This window comes from Bdellovibrio sp. KM01 (assembly GCF_013752535.1).
Taxonomy (GTDB): Bacteria; Bdellovibrionota; Bdellovibrionia; order Bdellovibrionales; family Bdellovibrionaceae; genus Bdellovibrio.
This window is the reverse complement of record NZ_CP058348.1, coordinates 242,612-259,198: the sequence shown is the minus strand read 5'-3', so window position 1 is coordinate 259,198 and position 16,587 is coordinate 242,612. Positions and strand designations below refer to the sequence as shown.

General features: G+C 44.8%; 20 protein-coding genes and 1 pseudogene. 10 read left to right on the top strand and 11 right to left on the bottom strand.

What is annotated here, in order from left to right; genetic code table 11:
* Positions 1-26: 26 nt before the first annotated feature.
* Entirely contained in the window at positions 27-770 is a 744-nt protein-coding gene (gene fabG, locus HW988_RS01345; RefSeq protein WP_181605895.1) for a 3-oxoacyl-ACP reductase FabG, read from the bottom strand.
* Positions 771-888: 118 nt separating this feature from the next.
* Here fabG and HW988_RS01340 point away from each other — a divergent pair, with 118 nt between their 5' ends.
* Together HW988_RS01340 and HW988_RS01335 are read left to right on the top strand one after the other, a co-directional pair.
* Positions 889-1,524 carry a matrixin family metalloprotease gene (locus HW988_RS01340; RefSeq protein ID WP_181605894.1) on the top strand — a complete coding sequence of 212 codons (636 nt, stop codon included), beginning with the start codon at positions 889-891 and terminating at the stop codon, positions 1,522-1,524.
* Entirely contained in the window at positions 1,525-2,115 is a 591-nt protein-coding gene (locus HW988_RS01335; protein ID WP_181605893.1) for a hypothetical protein, read from the top strand.
* Here HW988_RS01335 and bamE read toward each other — a convergent pair.
* The 6 genes and pseudogenes from bamE to HW988_RS01305 all read right to left on the bottom strand — a co-directional run bounded on the left by bamE (position 2,105) and on the right by HW988_RS01305 (position 7,981).
* Complete coding sequence (bamE, locus tag HW988_RS01330; RefSeq protein WP_142698659.1) at positions 2,105-2,548, bottom strand: outer membrane protein assembly factor BamE; 444 nt, start codon at positions 2,546-2,548, stop codon at positions 2,105-2,107. The genes HW988_RS01335 and bamE overlap by 11 nt on opposite strands.
* Positions 2,549-2,627: 79 nt before the next feature.
* Positions 2,628-3,257: a hypothetical protein gene (locus HW988_RS01325; protein WP_181605892.1), complete on the bottom strand. Its 630-nt coding sequence runs from the start codon at positions 3,255-3,257 to the stop codon at positions 2,628-2,630.
* Positions 3,238-4,014 (bottom strand): zf-TFIIB domain-containing protein, encoded by a 777-nt coding sequence (locus HW988_RS01320; RefSeq protein WP_181605891.1) that lies wholly within the window; start codon positions 4,012-4,014, stop codon positions 3,238-3,240. Before HW988_RS01320 ends, HW988_RS01325 begins: the two co-directional genes overlap by 20 nt.
* Before the next feature lie 207 nt (positions 4,015-4,221).
* Positions 4,222-6,690: pseudogene (secA, locus tag HW988_RS01315) on the bottom strand (preprotein translocase subunit SecA); the annotation flags it as partial.
* A gap of 219 nt (positions 6,691-6,909) precedes the next feature.
* Entirely contained in the window at positions 6,910-7,386 is a 477-nt protein-coding gene (locus tag HW988_RS01310; RefSeq protein ID WP_181605889.1) for a tRNA (cytidine(34)-2'-O)-methyltransferase, read from the bottom strand.
* A complete protein-coding gene (locus HW988_RS01305; protein ID WP_255490144.1) occupies positions 7,379-7,981 on the bottom strand; it encodes a gamma-glutamylcyclotransferase in 603 nt (200 codons plus the stop codon). The genes HW988_RS01310 and HW988_RS01305 overlap by 8 nt, the downstream gene beginning before the upstream one ends.
* A 237-nt stretch (positions 7,982-8,218) precedes the next feature.
* On the opposite strand from HW988_RS01305, the gene HW988_RS01300 reads away from it, so the two are divergent.
* From HW988_RS01300 to HW988_RS01290, 3 genes are all read left to right on the top strand, one after another.
* Positions 8,219-8,557: a P-II family nitrogen regulator gene (locus HW988_RS01300; protein ID WP_142698653.1), complete on the top strand. Its 339-nt coding sequence runs from the start codon at positions 8,219-8,221 to the stop codon at positions 8,555-8,557.
* Between the two features lie 77 nt (positions 8,558-8,634).
* Positions 8,635-10,050 carry a type I glutamate--ammonia ligase gene (glnA, locus tag HW988_RS01295; protein ID WP_142698652.1) on the top strand — a complete coding sequence of 472 codons (1,416 nt, stop codon included), beginning with the start codon at positions 8,635-8,637 and terminating at the stop codon, positions 10,048-10,050.
* A gap of 22 nt (positions 10,051-10,072) precedes the next feature.
* Positions 10,073-10,486, top strand: coding sequence for a glycine cleavage system protein H (locus HW988_RS01290; RefSeq protein WP_246845792.1), 414 nt, complete (start codon positions 10,073-10,075; stop codon positions 10,484-10,486).
* Positions 10,487-10,536: 50 nt separating this feature from the next.
* On the opposite strand, the gene HW988_RS01285 is transcribed toward HW988_RS01290, so the two are convergent.
* Entirely contained in the window at positions 10,537-10,980 is a 444-nt protein-coding gene (locus HW988_RS01285) for a hypothetical protein (protein ID WP_181605888.1), read from the bottom strand.
* A gap of 117 nt (positions 10,981-11,097) precedes the next feature.
* On the opposite strand from HW988_RS01285, the gene HW988_RS01280 reads away from it, so the two are divergent.
* The gene (locus tag HW988_RS01280) at positions 11,098-11,985 is read left to right on the top strand and encodes a DMT family transporter (RefSeq protein ID WP_181605887.1); all 888 of its coding nucleotides are present in this window, start codon (positions 11,098-11,100) and stop codon (positions 11,983-11,985) included.
* Here the strand turns inward: HW988_RS01280 and HW988_RS01275 are convergent.
* Positions 11,966-13,243, bottom strand: a complete 1,278-nt coding sequence (locus HW988_RS01275; RefSeq protein ID WP_181605886.1) for a hypothetical protein — start codon at positions 13,241-13,243, stop codon at positions 11,966-11,968. The two genes, HW988_RS01280 and HW988_RS01275, sit on opposite strands and share 20 nt — an antisense overlap.
* 111 nt (positions 13,244-13,354) lie before the next feature.
* Complete coding sequence (locus HW988_RS01270) at positions 13,355-13,627, bottom strand: peptidylprolyl isomerase (RefSeq protein WP_181605885.1); 273 nt, start codon at positions 13,625-13,627, stop codon at positions 13,355-13,357.
* Between the two features lie 94 nt (positions 13,628-13,721).
* Between HW988_RS01270 and HW988_RS01265 the strand changes: the two genes are divergently transcribed.
* The 4 genes from HW988_RS01265 to HW988_RS01250 all read left to right on the top strand — a co-directional run bounded on the left by HW988_RS01265 (position 13,722) and on the right by HW988_RS01250 (position 15,998).
* Positions 13,722-14,765 (top strand): NAD(P)-dependent alcohol dehydrogenase, encoded by a 1,044-nt coding sequence (locus tag HW988_RS01265; protein WP_220128782.1) that lies wholly within the window; start codon positions 13,722-13,724, stop codon positions 14,763-14,765.
* Between the two features lie 27 nt (positions 14,766-14,792).
* Positions 14,793-15,176, top strand: coding sequence for a hypothetical protein (locus HW988_RS01260; RefSeq protein WP_181605884.1), 384 nt, complete (start codon positions 14,793-14,795; stop codon positions 15,174-15,176).
* 91 nt (positions 15,177-15,267) lie between these two features.
* Entirely contained in the window at positions 15,268-15,576 is a 309-nt protein-coding gene (locus tag HW988_RS01255) for a hypothetical protein (protein ID WP_181605883.1), read from the top strand.
* A 5-nt stretch (positions 15,577-15,581) separates the two neighbouring features.
* Positions 15,582-15,998, top strand: coding sequence for a hypothetical protein (locus tag HW988_RS01250; protein ID WP_181605882.1), 417 nt, complete (start codon positions 15,582-15,584; stop codon positions 15,996-15,998).
* A gap of 58 nt (positions 15,999-16,056) precedes the next feature.
* On the opposite strand, the gene HW988_RS01245 is transcribed toward HW988_RS01250, so the two are convergent.
* Positions 16,057-16,560, bottom strand: a complete 504-nt coding sequence (locus HW988_RS01245; RefSeq protein WP_255490143.1) for a transposase — start codon at positions 16,558-16,560, stop codon at positions 16,057-16,059.
* Positions 16,561-16,587 lie beyond the last annotated feature (27 nt).

Here is a 16,587-nt window from a genome sequence, read left to right as displayed (position 1 = left end):
CGGCACTGATACTCGCTCTCAATTTTTTATAAAGTGATGCCACCATCGACACTTATAACAGTAGCGTTGATGTAAGAGGCTTGTTCGCTTGCTAAAAACAGAACAGCATTCGCAATGTCAGAAGTTTCGCCAAGGCGCATCACTGGAACCTTAGCTGCCATAGCATCGATCGCTTCTTTCGGCATCGCTTTCGTCATCGCAGTATTGATGAACCCCGGAGCAATTGCGTTGGAAGTAAAACCTTTACGACCCAACTCTTTACCCCAGGTTTTCGTCATGCCGATCACGCCGGATTTTGCCGCAGCATAATTTGTCTGACCAAAATTTCCGTAAATACCCACGACCGAAGAGATGTTGATAATGCGTTTGTGTTGGGAATTCGGATTGAACTTTTCAAGCAATGTTTTTGTGACATTAAACAAACCAGTTAAGTTTGTATTAATCACAGCATCCCAGTCATCCGCGCCCATTTTCGCAAATGACTTATCACGCGTGATTCCGGCGTTATTCACAAGGATATCCACAGCCCAAGGCAAGCCAGCAGCGGCTTTCGCGACCGAATCGCGATTTGTAATATCGACTTGAACGTACTGAACCTGAGAGCCGTACTTGGAAAGTTCATCCCGAGCTGCCGCCAAGGCCTTCTCAGAGTAATCCCATACGGAAACGTTCCCACCAGCTGCTAGAAAGCTTTGAGAGATCTCAAGACCAATACCAGCAGCGCCACCTGTTACTACAGCATTCTTATTAATGAACTTAAAATTTATCATGCCCCAAAGCCTACGCCCCACGACTTCACGAAGCAAGGAAGGACACAGGACCAGTCAAAGGTCGGGAATAAGAAAGTGCTGTTCGGATAAGCACGGTTTCAATGGTAAATTGGAGGATATGTATAAATTTTTAGTATTCACATTGTTGAGCTTTTTAGTCGGTGGATGCCAACAGGGCGTGACTCTAGGACCTGGCTCTGAAACGACTCTTGCGAGTGCCGCTCAAGATGAATGCGGATTTGTACAAAACGTTTATGGTCAGCGAGTTTCCTGGAAAACAACCTTGCCGATTAACATGTTTATTTCAAAAAATGTTCCTTCAGAATATGAATCTATCGTGAGATCGGCTGCGAAAGTTTGGGAAGACGCTGCTGGAATGTCTCTTTTTAATATCACCAACGAAGATGACATTTCTTATGACGGCAGCAAAGACGGTCGTAACGGAATTTACTGGAATACCAATTGGACCAAATCTCCAAACTTACAGGCGATGACGTCACTTTATTGGACCGGAAATAAAATCACCGAATCCGACATGACCGTCGATGCAAAGTACTTCCGCTTTTACATTGAACATCCGGAACTTACTTCTGATCTTCACTTGCACAGCTTGATTGTGCATGAGTTCGGACACGTATTAGGTTTGAAACACAGATCCACTCTTTCAACAGTCATGTGGCCGGTATTGAATGCTGGAACAAAGCGTGATGTATTAACAGAGGCTGATCGCAAAGCCCTGAAATGTGAGTATTAAATGAGTGAAGAACAAAAGCCTGTTATAAAAAATAGAAAACGCAGCGCGATCACCTTCCTGATCTTGTTGGCATTTCCAATTGCGATTACCTATCTGAATAACCGCATGTCCAGCTCTCGAAAAATCGCGTCGACTGAACAAGAAGCGCAAATGGACACAGCTTTGGCCAGTGCAGATCTTTCTGGATCCAATCCGACAACTTTCCTAAAAGCTTTCAAATATCAGTTACTAAAAGATGCCAAGGTCACTGATTTCAGTGATGGCAAACGCTTGCACCTGGGGCACTTTTTCATGGCTGATCAGGACGGCGCCAAAGTTTCCGTGTGTCAGCGCTATCCTTATATTGAATTAACTTTTTCTGCCGATGGGGTGGCGGTATCTGGCGACATTCCACACACCGTTGTTCAAGGTCACTGCTCAGTGGCGCCAGATGGTTTACATTTAGATGGCGTGAAGGTTGAACTGCCCGCGGGTTACAATTGGGTTTGGACAGGCATTAAGCTTTATAGCCGCGACAAATCCGACTTCCTGGAAGTAAATGGCTACGAAATCATTTCTGTTTTAGGATCGCCGCTTAATTTTACCGAATAGGCTCGAACTGAGGAACGTAACGAACTTTATCAGTCCCTTTTGTTTGCGATTCGTAAGCATCATAGGCCTTACGATTTTCCTGAACTTCTTTTTTTATCTCTTCATCAATTTGTTTATTTCGAGACTCATTGCGAGTGTCAATAGCGACAGCCGTCTGCTCTGCAGGTGGCTGATAAACTTCACCGATATAGATCGCGGCACCATCCACAAATTGAACTTCTTTTTGAAAGCGAATGCGTTTGTCATAAAATGTGTAGTACCAGCGATCTTTGCCGGATACACGTTGGGTTTGGTTGGGGCTTCCCATTAAATCCAAAACGTCATCTTTTTCCATGCCGGGTTTAATGGACTCGAATTGCTTAAGCATGGATGTCTGACAAGCTGATGTGAACAGCCCTATAACGACGATCGGAATCGACATCAGTCGTAACATGATTTCCCCCACACCTCTAAGATATCAGTTCCAGCTTGGGATCGAAAGACTGGCGCCACCGCCGTCTCGTATTGAGACACTATTTCTTAAGAATCACCGGCTCAGTCAGTTCCGGTGGTTTCTTTTTCTTTTTAGAATCATCACCGTGTCCTTTGGCTTCCGCCTCTACACGGGCCTTAGCCTGCTCTGGAGTCTCGTATTGCTTACGAACCTTCTTCATTGTGCGCTTTACCGACGAGGAAAGACTCATCGCGGACTCCATATCGTCTAGCGATTTGACTTCGATACGTTCGTATTCGCGCTTGGTTGTAAGACCTTTTTCAGGGTAACGGTACTTCATCAAACCACGGACCTGATCATATTCCTGCACGTTTTTTTGCAGTTCTTTGTGCAAGGTCAGCATTTGTTTTACGATTTCATTTATTTGCGCAGGGTCCTTAGCGTGCGCTTTTTCCTCGATCAGTTTTTCGATTTCTTCCTGACCAGAATGGATTTTAGCTTCCAAGGCAGCCACTTTCGCTGCAACCTTGTCATAGCTTTCTTCAGCGGATTTAGGCTCGGCTTTTTCTTCCTTAGCGCCCTCGCCGCCTTCGGCTTTCTTTTCTTCTCCGCCCCCATGACCGCCACCGCCTTCGTTGGCAAATGCCGCCACGGCAACAGACATCACAGTGACTAAAATAAGCAGGGATCTAAGAACCAGAGAGTACATCTTGCCTCCAGGAGACCTTAAACGGCAGATATTTAATTCGGTTGATAAAGACCGAAGCTTTAGCCGGGCTTAAACCTTTGACTACCAATCTCCCACCACCGATATGAGTTAAAAGTTCACTCACATCCCAGCCGAACTTTGAGTCCGTCATCGCCTCTTTCAGTTGATAAACCAACTGGCTGCTATCGATACCCTCGATAATCACCGCATAGGAAAAGTTCCCGGCCGTGGAATTCGCATTGGCAAAATCAATGACGTCGGCAAAGTTGGCATCATCCGATGTTCTATTTTCGACAATGGGTTCCGCGGGCTGATTTAGGTTTTCAGAATAATCAAAATTTTCAGATGTATTCATCTCGTAGGCTGGCTCTGATTCTGTGGCCGCTTCGGAAAGCTCTTCAGAATACTGTTCATTCAGCGGAGTTTCGTTAAAACCACCGTCTGAAGATTCAGCGCTGTACTCACCAAAGGAATCCGCCGGCTGTTGAAACTGCGGCTCTTCAGTGGGTTCGAGATATTGATCTTGTGCAGGAGAGAACTCTTCAGCAGCTGGAGTGCCGTAATGAGTTTCAGAGATCGGCGGAACAAAAGCATTTTCGTTTTGTTCCTGGGCCGGTTCGGCTTCGTGGGAAGCCATTTCCGGTTGGCCATCATAATTTACAAAGAAAACCGCCGCACAATGGGGACACGTAAACAGCGCCCCAATGTGTTTATCCAGAATCTCTACTGGCTGTTGGCAGTTCGGGCATTGGATCAATTACTTTTTCCCTTTGCCTTGTTTTTCCAAACGACGACGCTCTTCACGGTTCATTGGACGGTCATCCACCGGCCCACTTTGGAAAGTCATCTTATTTCGCTTCGGCTCTTCAGAAACGCCCATTTCAGGCAATGAATGTCCAATGTCAGCTTCAGACGGGGAAGAATAATCCAATTCATCCAGGTCAGATTCTTCAGGACGCAGGCTTTCCAACATTTCTTCTTCAGATTGTTGAGGCACCAACTGAACGCGCATGATTTTTTCAATAGCATCGGACTTGATCGTGTTGTTCAAAGTTTCGAATGCCAAGAAAGCTTCTTTTTTATACTCAATCAAAGGATCTTTTTGAGCGTAACCGCGCAAACCAATACCTTCTTTAAGTTTATCAATAACCGCCAAGTGCATTTTCCAGTGATGGTCGATCGATTGAAGCAAGATCATTTTTTGAACCTGCTCAAGGAAAGGCCCCATGGATTCTTTTTGACGATCGTAAACGGCTTTCACACCGGCACGAACTTGATCGATGATCATTTCGGAATTAACCGCTCTGCCATCTACATCAATTTTGAAACCGAAAGTTTGAGCCAAAGAGTTGTTCAAGCCTTCGATGTTGAACTCTTCTTTTTTACCATCTTCTGGAACATAGGTATCAAGGATGTTGGAAACAACATCACCCAACATATCCAAAACGGAACGCTCAACGTCTTTACCTTCAAGAAGGTTACGGCGCATTCCATAGATCGCGTTACGTTGGTTGTTCATAACCGTATCGTAGTCCATCAAGTTCTTACGGATATCGAATTGGTGACCTTCCACTTTACGTTGAGCACCCTCAACCGCGTTCGTCACCATTTTCGCAGTGATTGGTTCGTCCTCAGGGATGTTCAACATTTCCATGATTTTCTGGATACGTTCACCATTGAAGATTCTCATCAAGTTATCTTCCAAAGAAAGATAGAAACGAGACTCACCTGGGTCACCTTGACGACCAGAACGACCACGTAGCTGATTATCGATACGACGAGATTCGTGGCGTTCCGTACCGATGATGTACAAACCACCCAATTGACGAACTTCTTCGCGTTCTTTTTCAACTTGGCCTTTAACTTTCGCCAAAGCCTCAATGTACTCAGGAGAATCATCGTTGCCCACTGCAGCTTTCGCCAACATATCCGCATTACCACCCAACATGATGTCGGTACCACGACCGGCCATGTTGGTGGCGATCGTCACAGAACCTTTACGGCCTGCTTGAGCGATGATTTCGGCTTCCCGTTCGTGATGTTTCGCATTCAAGACTTCGTGTTTGATTCCTTCGTTACGAAGGAATCGGCTCAATGCTTCAGATTTTTCGATAGAAGCAGTACCCACCAAGATGGGTTGACCTTTTTGAGTGCGCTCTTTGATATCTGCAGTGATCGCTTTGTATTTGGCTTTTTCAGATTTATAAACCACATCCTCTTCGTCTTTACGAGTGATTGGTTTATTTGTCGGGATCACATTCACATCAAGGTTGTAGATCTTTTTGAACTCAACCGCTTCTGTGTCCGCGGTACCCGTCATGCCCGAAAGTTTGTCGTACATACGGAAGTAGTTTTGGAAAGTGATTGTCGCCAAAGTTTGGTTTTCAGATTTAACTTCGACGCCTTCTTTAGCTTCGATAGCTTGGTGAAGACCGTCAGACCAGCGACGGCCCGGCATCAAACGACCCGTGAATTCATCCACGATCACGATTTCGCCATCTTTGATCATGTATTCAACGTCAAGACGGTACAAGTAGTGAGCTTTTAAACCTTGGTAAACGTGGTGAAGAAGTTCGATGTTCTGTGGATCGTAAAGATTGCCCACGCCCAACAACTCTTCAACTTTCGCATTTCCTTCTTCAGTCAATGAAGCAGTTTTTGATTTCTCTTCCATTGTGAAGTGAACATCACGCTTCAAGTGAGGGATGATGGAATTTACGATTTGGTACTTTTCTGTGGAAGCTTCCGCAGGACCGGAAATAATCAGCGGCGTACGAGCTTCGTCGACCAGGATAGAGTCACACTCGTCCACGATCGAGTAGTTGTGACCACGTTGAACGTAATCAGCCAGATCGAATTTCATGTTGTCACGAAGATAGTCGAAACCAAGTTCGTTGTTCGTGCAATAAGTGATATCGCAAGCGTACATTTCTTTACGTTGTTGATCGTTCAAACCATGAACGATGATACCCGTGGTAAGTCCCAACCAACCGTACAAGCGACCCATGTGTTCGGAGTCACGACGTACCAGGTAGTCATTCACAGTCACAACGTGAACACCTTTACCAGTAAGTGCATTCAGATAAACTGGTAACGTCGCCACCAGGGTTTTACCTTCACCCGTTCTCATCTCGGCGATCTTACCGCTGTTAAGAACGATACCACCGATCAATTGAACGTCGTAATGGCGCATACCCAAAACACGAATCGAAGCTTCACGGCAAACTGCAAATGCTTCTGGCAAGATGTCGTTAACTGTCTCGCCTTTTCTCAAACGCTCCTGGAACTCAGGAGTTTTCGCTTTAAGTTGTTCATCCGTGAGCGCCTTCATTTTAGGTTCCAAGGCATTGATACGATCAACCATCGGTTGGATCTTCTTCATTTCACGGTCGTGTTTCGTTCCGAATATTTTTGTAAGTATTTGCGTTACCATAGTGGCTAAGGATAGCCCAATAACGAGGAGGCCTGCAAGGCAAGGGGGCTTTTTATCGGCGCGTCATTGACGCGAGATCACTCGGAAATTCGTAAACCCAGACTAAGGACCAACACAGTGGGCATAGAGCGAAAAATAATAATAAAAAAATGAAATCACCTTACTTGCATTAATGGATTTTAATTACCATATTGCGCGCGCAAAATACTCTTTGAGTTCTTAGGTGTAACGACTTTGTCTGACGCCTTCATAGGCTGCGATAGCAACGCTTGTTGCAAGATTCAAACTGCGCGCACCCTCGCCGATCATCGGAATCGTCACTGTTTGATTCGGAAATTTCGCCAAAAGATCTGGATCCAAACCTTTGGTTTCTTTACCGAACACCAACCAATCACCAGTCTGATATTGTGGCTCAAAGTATGTACGTTTTGTTTTTGTCGTAAAGAACCAAGCGCGCGACGGATCCTCTACCAGCTTCCACCAGTCTTCAAACGTAGCATGACGATGCCAAGTCAGATGGGGCCAGTAATCCAGCCCCGCGCGTTTTAGATTTGTATCATTGATTTCGAAGCCCATCTTACCCACCAGATGTAACTCACAGTTCGTAGCTACACATGTTCGCCCGATGTTCCCTGTGTTTTGTGGGATTTCAGGCTCAATCAAAACGATGCGGAAGATTTTTTTCGAATTATCCAAGATGTTTAAATACCTCTTGGCCCAATTTAGATAGAGCCAATCTGCGACCCTTATCGACGATCAACTCAAGGTTCATCAGTTCACGATAAAGCGTCAAATCAATAGGTACGATCTCCCGACCTGAAGAACGACCCAGGCGTTGAATATAAGTTGCTTGTTTTTCAGTCAACTTAGATGTCATCAAAGGTTGATCTTCGATTGATTTTTTCCAGTCGCCACCGGTAATAACCGACGCATTCACTGGAAGCTTAAGTGGATTTAAGAAGTAGGTCCAAGCCTTCACCGGCTCAGAAGAGCCTTCGATGTACACATCAACTTCTTCTCTGGAGTAAAGACTCTTGTCCGAGTCCAATCTGTTAAAACCATAAAATTCGTCTAACAAATTGATCAGCAAATCAGAGGCCTTTAACTCCACCAACTGCCCTGGCACCAGGTCCGAGCCGCCTTTAACAAGCGCTGGGAAGCCAACTTTTAAACGATATGCTGTTGCCTTAATTCTGGCAAAGCTTAATGATTCCACGAAGTTCTGAATTTTTGAGTAATGAACCATCCCCTCGGTCAATGATCCATATACGAAAAAACGTGTTGCAGTCATAATCCCCCCGGTCTGACAACAATAGTGATTTTCCGATCCAAAACGCGCCTAGTAAAACTACACGCGGACGGGCTGTGTACCAAAAACAACTAGAGTGCTCAACCTAGAAACGCTTATCGTTTCGCGTTATTAGAAAATTAAAATTATAAAATTGCTTGAGTCCTTTTTGCATTCTTCCAACCCTTTGTTATTCTTGGTTTCAACGAAATTAGACATCTTTAGGTAACAACAGGATCCATGAAAAAAATAGAGGCTATCATAAAACCCTTCAAGCTCGACGACGTCGTCGATGCTCTCTCCGAAGTTGGAATTGAAGGTATCACTGTCTCCGAAGTTCGTGGGTTTGGGCGCCAAAAAGGGCGCACTGAAGTATATAAAGGTGCCGAATACGTCGTTGATTTTCTTCCCAAGATAAAACTGGAAGTCGTATTGCCCGCCGCTTTAGTCGATAGCGCTGTCGAAGCAATTCGCAAAACTGCTCATACCGGTAAAATCGGTGATGGGAAAATCTTTGTATTGCCAGTTGAATCCGCCCTAAGAATTCGTACGGGTGAAAAAAATGAGGAAGCACTTTAGCCATAGCAAATACTACGGCTATTTTTTTGTTTAGATTTCAGATTTTTGATTTTTGATTTTTGCAAGGGAGACGCAAAATGACTGCGAAGGAAGCTTTAAAATTCGCCCACGAAAAAGGCGCGAAAATGGTAGACCTCAAGTTCTGTGACATGATCGGAACTTGGCAACACTTAACAATTCCTCTTCACCAGCTTGAAGAAGAATCTTTTGAAAATGGATTTGGCTTTGATGGAAGCTCGATTCGTGGCTGGAAGGGTATCGAAGAGTCTGACATGATTATCAGACCTGATGCTAAAACAGCGATGATGGATCCATTCATGGAAATGCCGACATTGTCATTGATTTGCGATGTTTGCTTGCCAGAGACTCTTCAACCATATGATCGTGACCCACGTCAGATCGTTAAAAAAGCGATCGCCTACATGCAGTCAACGGGCATTGCTGATACAGCTTACTTCGGACCTGAAGCTGAATTCTTTATCTTTGATGACGTTCGCTTTGAACAAACTTCGAACTCTGCATTCTATACTGTCGACAGCAATGAAGCCGTATGGAACACAGGTCGCGATGAAGGCGGCGGCAATCTTGGATACAAAATCCGCTCTAAAGAAGGATATTTCCCAGCACTTCCAACAGATACCTTGCAAGATATCCGCTCTGAAATTTGCGCAGAGATGGAACTTTGTGGCATGCGCGTAGAACGCCATCACCACGAAGTAGCTTCTGCTGGTCAATGCGAAATCAACTTCCAATACGACACAGCCTTGAACATGGGCGATAAAATGATGTGGTTCAAATACATCGTGAAGAACGTTTGTATGCGCCATGGAAAAACAGCGACTTTCATGCCGAAACCAATCTTCGGTGACAACGGTTCTGGAATGCACATCCACATGTCTTTGTGGAAAGACGGTAAAAATCTTTTTGCAGGCAACAAATACGCAGGCTTGTCTGAAATGGCACTTCACTATATCGGTGGCGTATTGAAACATGCTCCAGCTTTGTGCGGCATCATCAATCCGACGACAAACTCTTACAAACGCCTGGTTCCAGGCTTTGAGGCTCCAACGAAATTGGCTTACAGCTTTAAAAACCGTTCGGCGGCAATGCGTATTCCAAATTCTGGGCCAAACCCTAAGGCAAAACGTATTGAATTCCGTACACCAGATCCAACTGCGAACATTTACTTGGCAGAGGCAGCTATTTTGATGGCCGGCTTGGATGGTATCATTAATAAGATCAATCCAGGCGACCCACTAGATAAAGATATCTATGGCTTGCCACCACAAGAAGCCGCTTTAATCCCATCAGTTCCGGGAACTTTAGAAGAATCCCTGGCTAATTTGATGAAAAATTGCAGCTTCTTGAAAAAAGGCGATGTTTTCAGTGACGACTTGATTGAAACTTGGGTGCAGTACAAAATCGACAAAGAAGTTCGTCCAGTACAGCAAAGACCAGTTCCTTACGAGTTCCACTTGTACTACGATTGTTAATAGTTTTTTTCCTGGAGATTAAATGGCATCAGATGACGTAAGAAATTATATGGGCTACTTGTGGTACCGCCAAGAAGATGGCGTGATCACAATTGGTATCAACGAAGATGGACTTGAGGATTTCGAATCTATCAGCACTGTGGACCTTCCTGCTGAACAAGAGGAAGTGGATACTGAAACTGTGATCGGATCTATCGAAACCAGCGACGGTCCTTTGGATATTTATTCTCCGGTTGATGGGACTGTTATCGAAGTGAACACTTCGGTGATCGACGATCCGTCTCTTATCATGGAAGACCCTTACGAAGAGGGTTGGTTGGTTCGCATCGAATCGAGCGATGATGTCGACGATGAAGATGAGGACGAAGATGATGAAGACGACGACGATGATGACGAAGATGATGATGAGGATTATGACGACGAGGACGAAGACTAGTCCCGGTCATAAAAAAAGCCCTGGGAGACCAGGGCTTTTTCTTTTTCATTCTAAAGAGGATTTAGATTCTTATCGTATTGCTTCGGCACCAGGTCTTTTAAAATCGCAAATGCCTGCTGAAGCTGTTTAAATCGTGGCGTACCTACGCAGCCTTTTTCCACCTGGCTTTTTTGCTCGCCCTTAGCCACCCGCAATGAGTAACTGCCGGCCGTGCATTTTGCCGACGACGATTTCTCAAGCTTCAATAGAACCTTCATTGCAGGCTCGCCTTTTTTCCAGTTCTTTTTTTGTACCGGTTCTGCATTCACACGAATGATGTCTTGCTGAATGTGCAAAGATTCTTTTTCTTTTTTGCCTTTAATATCGTAATGAAAATATACAACACCACGATAAAAATCCGGTCCTTTTTTATAAGGAGCCGCTTTCATTTTCAAAGGTGCCGCTGACACCGTCATTACCATCAATGTGATAAGTGCAAAAACAATCTTCTTCACTAACAACCGTCCTTTGCCAATATATGAAGAATACTAATGGTTGCAGGAATACGCAACAAGGTGGACCCGGAAGTCCCATTTCTTGACTTAAGCTGAGACCTCACCGACTGTGATTCCATGAATTTCCTTCTATATGCAATATGCACTCTCATCTGGGGCTCCACGTGGCTGGTAATCACTTTTCAAGTTGATTCGGCCTCCCCGATCGCCTCCGTTTTCTGGCGTTTTACTTTAGGGGCATTCATGCTTTTAAGTTATTGCCTGATAACCAAAAAGAAACTGTCCTATGGGAAATCGGACCATCTCACCTTCCTGACCATGGGCATATTTATGTTCTCGGTGAATTACATGTTGGTTTATTGGTCTGAAACCATGGTGAGTTCGGGTATAGCTGCGATCTGTTTTACAGTTATCGTCCCTTACAACATGATCGGCATGAGATTGTTCTTTAAAAAACCTATAACTCCTAAAGTAATTGCGGGATCCGTGCTTGGCGGAGTGGGCATCCTTTTAATCTTTATCAATGAGATTTTAGGTTTGCACGCCAACGAGCGCACCATCATGGGCTTGGTCATTGGACTGATTGCAACGCTATCGGCATCTGCGGGTAATATGTTGTCACAAAAATCCTATCGCAAAGCCGTTCCCGTGGTGGTTTCAAACACCTGGGGTATGCTGTATGGAAGTGCCTTCACTTTACTGGTCGGATTGGTTTTGCAGCATAGCTTTGCAATTCCATTGACCACTAAATATCTAAGTTCTTTGCTTTATCTTTCTTTATTTGGATCGGTCTTTGCTTTTGGCGCTTACTTGTCTTTAGCGGGACGAATTGGGGCTGAAAGAGCGGCCTACTCCGGAGTTATTTCTCCGGTCATCGCGCTGACCCTTTCAAGTATGTATGAAGACTTTAAGTGGACTCCCTATATCATCACGGGAGTCGCACTTTGCCTTTTAGGAAATATTCTAACACTGTACTCGCCAAAAACTACCAAGTTGGCGGGTTGATTCCTGGAGGCAAAAAGAACACGCCCGTTTGAAACATCATTTCGATGATCGACTGGGATGTTTTTCTTAAATCACGGCCCTGGGGTGCACCATTATCGACGATGATCATACCATCATCACTGCCAGAGATATAAGTGTGCCCCGGAGAAATACCTGATCCGTTCATCAAGATGGCACCCGTCATTGGCTTGTACTTCGTTCCATCCCAAGCAATCCAACCGGCTTTGTAAAGAGCCATCGAAAAGTTCACAACAGCCGCTGTACTTGACCAGATCAGTTTATTACCTTTGCTCGTATTAAAATCATCACTCACGCGATAACCCGCTCGTTGATAGGCCTCACGAACAAGTTCCGATTGAAATTCAGCACAAGGCACGTTCGAAAATCCGTGGCGAACCGCCGTTTGTTGAACCGCGATGGACCAGGCACCATTTAAGGCGACCTTGCCCGTGCTTTCATAATCCAAAGATGCTTGTTTCGCTGTGGCGGATTCAATCATCAAATAAGACTTCGGTGTTTCAACCGTGCGATTCACTGCTTTTTTAAGTTCGCTATAAATCGCGGACCATTTCGCGCGATCAGCAGCACTTAGTGAGGCCGGGTCCACACCCTTGTTTATTTTCGGAAAACGTTTTGTCGAAGATGTCGTATAGCTGAACTTTGGTTTTCCCGAAGTATTATAATTGGTCAGAAATCCAGCGCCAGCTGCAGCTGGCGTGACGACTGCGAAATTACCTTCAACACCCTGCAGATTTCCCACGATCGAAGCAAAGATGAAAAGTCCGCCCGAAGTTTTATTCAAAGTATCGATTTTACTTTGTGGAAACTGCGAAGCAGAAGCAGTGGGAACAGAAACGATTTTAATTGGATAAATGAATCCCGTGCTGGATCTTACAATCTTGCCGTTGGAATCACGATAGTCCAAATTCTTCATTTGATAGTCTTGCGGAACTTCGATCTGTGTACCTGCAGGTAGTTCCGCTTTATTTTCAAGAATGCTGTTACTTTCATAACGAACACTCATCGCTTGATTCAACAAAAGCTTTTGTGAAGTTACGGGTTGAACTGTCGAACCACCCGAGCCTGTATTTGTCGATTCTGAATTATCTGTGCCGCCAGTGCCGGGATCGACAATCGATGCTGTTTCGTCACCAGTCTCATCAACTGATGCAAGGTTGCTGTTACCTGGTCCGCAGGCATTCAATGCCAGGGCCAAAGCGAAAATCCCGATGGGATAAAGTGAGCGAGGTACATACATTGCAAAATCCTCCGTGGTTGTATTTCCCCATCGGAGCGCTCACATTTAAAATTTAATTTTTTATTACTCGTAAATGCGCTTACCAGTCATTTGTCGAAAACTGTCTGCGAACTATGCAGTTCTGCGTATGATGTGATAACCAAAGCGCGTACGAATTGGTTTAGTCGTGGTTTGTCCTACTTTCAAAGAAAACGCAGTTTCCTCGAAATCGGGGTCCAGTTTTCCTTCTGAGAATACTCCTAAATTGCCACCATCTGCTGCAGATGAGCATTTCGAAAACTTGCGTGCAAGTTCGGCAAAGTCTTTGCCATCTTTCAGTGCACGCAAAATATCTTCGGCTTCATAAGAATGCTGAACAAGAATATGACTCACCTGAATTTTCATACTCCGTAGTATGCCACAGGCTTTCAGAAATTTCACTGTTCATTTTCCATGAGTTCGCTATCATTTTCGGTAACTCACAATCAGGAGAATCTTCATGATTAAAGCAAAAGCGTATGCAGCCCCGTCTGCAAAAGCACCTCTGGCTCCGTTCAGTTTTGAGCGCCGCGAACTTCGCGATAATGATGTTCACATTGAAATTCATTATTGCGGCGTTTGCCACTCTGATGTTCACCAGGTGCGCGATGAATGGGGTCGCGGAAGCTTCCCCATGGTTCCAGGTCACGAAATAGTCGGCAACGTTATTGCCGTCGGTTCAAAAGTCAAAAAATTCAAAGTCGGTGATTTGGCCGGCGTCGGCTGCATGGTCGATTCATGTTTAGACTGTGCTTCTTGCAAAGAAGGCTTGGAGCAGTTCTGCGAAAGAGGTTTTGTTGGAACATATAACAGTAAAGAAAAGGACGGTTCCCCCACATTTGGTGGTTATTCGAACTCCATCGTCACCCGCGAGGAATTTTGTTTAAGCATTCCCAAAAATTTAAGTTTGGCGGCAACAGCTCCGTTACTGTGCGCAGGCATCACTACTTATTCTCCCCTTCGCCACTGGAAAGTCTCAAAAGGCCAAAAGGTTGGTATCGTGGGTTTAGGTGGTTTGGGTCACATGGGTGTGAAATTCGCCAATGCGATGGGAGCAAATGTTACTGTATTCACCACTTCAGCTTCGAAAGTGGAAGATGCTAAACGCCTGGGTGCACACGAAGTGATTATCTCTAAAGACATGGCGCAAATGCGTGCCCACATGGGAACTTTTGATTTCATCTTAGATACAGTGTCGGCTCCCCACGATTACAATCTTTACTTAAGCTTGCTTCGTCGTGACGGCAATATGGTGCTGGTGGGATTACCAGATACTCCCCCGACATTGGCTGCAGGTGCATTGATCATGGGTCGCAGAAAATTGGGTGGTTCTTTGATTGGTGGGATCCAGGAAACTCAAGAGATGTTGGATTTCTGTGCCAAGCACAACATCGTTTCCGACATTGAGATGATTCCAATTGAACAAATCAACGTCGCCTATGAACGCATGATTAAAAGCGATGTTAAATATCGCTTTGTGATCGATATGAAATCTCTTGCCTAGCCATTAAGACCGCTCCAAGCTTAAGTAATGAAGTACATTTCAACATTGCTTGCAGCGGTCGTTTCTTTATCAGCCCTACCATCTCTGGCGACAGAGATGAGCTTTCGCTGCCATGGGCGTGCATATGAGCAAGGCTTCTTTTTTCGGTATTCCGTGGAGCTTCATGATAAATCGGCCTCTCGCAGCCGTCTGACGACCAGCTCTGGATACAGCGATTCCATGGACTATGGCTGGAGGGAGATTTCCTCTGCTAATAAGGGCAAATTTGCCGTCGATTCTCCTTTTAACGAATATAAGGCCTTCCTATCCCAAGAGGGGCGCCATTTTAACCTGATTTTGGTGGATCCAGTGACGAGTGTTCCAGCAGAGCATCCTCCTTACGATCGTTTTGTGTGCGTAACAGATCTCTAATTCCCACGTAAAATTGACAGGTTCGCCACTCTAGACTCCCCAAATGACCGCAAATTCAGTAAATACCCCTCACACATTTTGGGAGGTATTAATGAAGGCATTTTTCATCGCAGCTGCGCTTATCCTAAGCTCATCTTTCGCTTCTGCAGGAGCAATGAAAGAGATCTCATTCATGACGACTGAAAGTGTTCTTGAAACACTTGGTATTGATGAAAGCATCCTTTCCATGGATCAAAAATTCACACAAGTTGCAGGTTACGATCTGGCGATCATCACGATGGCTCGTGGTAACTACAAAGTTAAAGGTGTGGCGCCCACTTTCAAATGCATCACTGTGTTCAAGAAAAATTCAGACAATTGGTACGATATCGTTAAAACAGAGTGCGAAACTCTTAAGTAGGATTTATGAAACCCGTAGGTATTTTCTTTGTTCTTTTGGTTCTAGTTATCGCAAGTGCAAATGCTGCAACTTGTGCAGATGTAGCAACAACGACTCTTCCAAATAATTCTGACGCTGTAAGCACTTTCGAGTGCACACCCGAGCAAGCTGACGCAAAACCAGTTTGCTTCGTGGTCGCAAAAGTTTCCGATAACCAATATCTTTACCAAACTATTGAAGACTCTGTGGTAATCAACTCAGCGACAACTAAGACAGTTCAAATCGTTGGTCTTCACGCTAAATACAGCACTGTAACTGGTGACAGCAAAGTCACTTCTACATTTTGGCCAAACGCAAGCCTGCTGATCCTGGATCACTCTGTTCGCAAAGGTTTCCTGAGCGGATACGATCTGCAAAAAAGCGTCAGCTACAGCTGTAAATAGTTTTCTAAATTTCAATTTGGGAATAAAAAAAGGGAGCTCTCGGCTCCCTTTTTCTCTTTTAGATGTTCTTTTCTGAACGAGTGAATTTTCTGAGCTCGGTCGGCACTTTGCCCTGAGCTTTGATTACTTGTGGATCGCGCAATTTAATGTTGATCGAATTTAATCCGTGACGATCATAAAAACGCACCAATGTCTCGTTACCTTTGTCGCTGGCTGCTGAAATCGCAAGCTCCATCGCAAAGATCGTGCGCTGAGCTGTTGCAATCAAAGCGCCCTTTTGAGTGGACCAAACACCTTCGCCCGTTCCCAACTTATCAACCTGATAATAAAATTTGCCGTTATCAAAGAATACGTAGCGCATCGGATACTCGGAACCCGTTTGCATCACTTTAAGTTCATCAATCTTGTTTTCAACCTGTTGCCAATCAGCTGAAGAATTTACGAATTGGTTATAAAAATCTGCATCTCTTTGGTGAGAAATCAAAGAACCCGCGGGTGAGCACGCTTGAAGCATGAAACCAGAAACTACTGCAAATAAAGCCGTCACTAGATGTTTTTTCATTCCTCTAGTTTATAAACTGGACCGCTC

Bases quoted from the DNA above. Each gene is read 5' to 3' on its own strand.
- fabG (WP_181605895.1), bottom strand. From the start codon at position 770: ATGATAAATTTTAAGTTCATTAATAAGAATGCTGTAGTAACAGGTGGC.
- HW988_RS01340 (WP_181605894.1), top strand. From the start codon at position 889: ATGTATAAATTTTTAGTATTCACATTGTTGAGCTTTTTAGTCGGTGGA.
- HW988_RS01335 (WP_181605893.1), top strand. From the start codon at position 1,525: ATGAGTGAAGAACAAAAGCCTGTTATAAAAAATAGAAAACGCAGCGCG.
- bamE (WP_142698659.1), bottom strand. From the start codon at position 2,548: ATGTTACGACTGATGTCGATTCCGATCGTCGTTATAGGGCTGTTCACA.
- HW988_RS01325 (WP_181605892.1), bottom strand. From the start codon at position 3,257: ATGTACTCTCTGGTTCTTAGATCCCTGCTTATTTTAGTCACTGTGATG.
- HW988_RS01305 (WP_255490144.1), bottom strand. From the start codon at position 7,981: ATGACTGCAACACGTTTTTTCGTATATGGATCATTGACCGAGGGGATG.
- HW988_RS01300 (WP_142698653.1), top strand. From the start codon at position 8,219: ATGAAAAAAATAGAGGCTATCATAAAACCCTTCAAGCTCGACGACGTC.
- glnA (WP_142698652.1), top strand. From the start codon at position 8,635: ATGACTGCGAAGGAAGCTTTAAAATTCGCCCACGAAAAAGGCGCGAAA.
- HW988_RS01290 (WP_246845792.1), top strand. From the start codon at position 10,073: ATGGCATCAGATGACGTAAGAAATTATATGGGCTACTTGTGGTACCGC.
- HW988_RS01280 (WP_181605887.1), top strand. From the start codon at position 11,098: ATGAATTTCCTTCTATATGCAATATGCACTCTCATCTGGGGCTCCACG.
- HW988_RS01275 (WP_181605886.1), bottom strand. From the start codon at position 13,243: ATGTATGTACCTCGCTCACTTTATCCCATCGGGATTTTCGCTTTGGCC.
- HW988_RS01270 (WP_181605885.1), bottom strand. From the start codon at position 13,627: ATGAAAATTCAGGTGAGTCATATTCTTGTTCAGCATTCTTATGAAGCC.
- HW988_RS01265 (WP_220128782.1), top strand. From the start codon at position 13,722: ATGATTAAAGCAAAAGCGTATGCAGCCCCGTCTGCAAAAGCACCTCTG.
- HW988_RS01260 (WP_181605884.1), top strand. From the start codon at position 14,793: ATGAAGTACATTTCAACATTGCTTGCAGCGGTCGTTTCTTTATCAGCC.
- HW988_RS01255 (WP_181605883.1), top strand. From the start codon at position 15,268: ATGAAGGCATTTTTCATCGCAGCTGCGCTTATCCTAAGCTCATCTTTC.
- HW988_RS01250 (WP_181605882.1), top strand. From the start codon at position 15,582: ATGAAACCCGTAGGTATTTTCTTTGTTCTTTTGGTTCTAGTTATCGCA.
- HW988_RS01245 (WP_255490143.1), bottom strand. From the start codon at position 16,560: ATGAAAAAACATCTAGTGACGGCTTTATTTGCAGTAGTTTCTGGTTTC.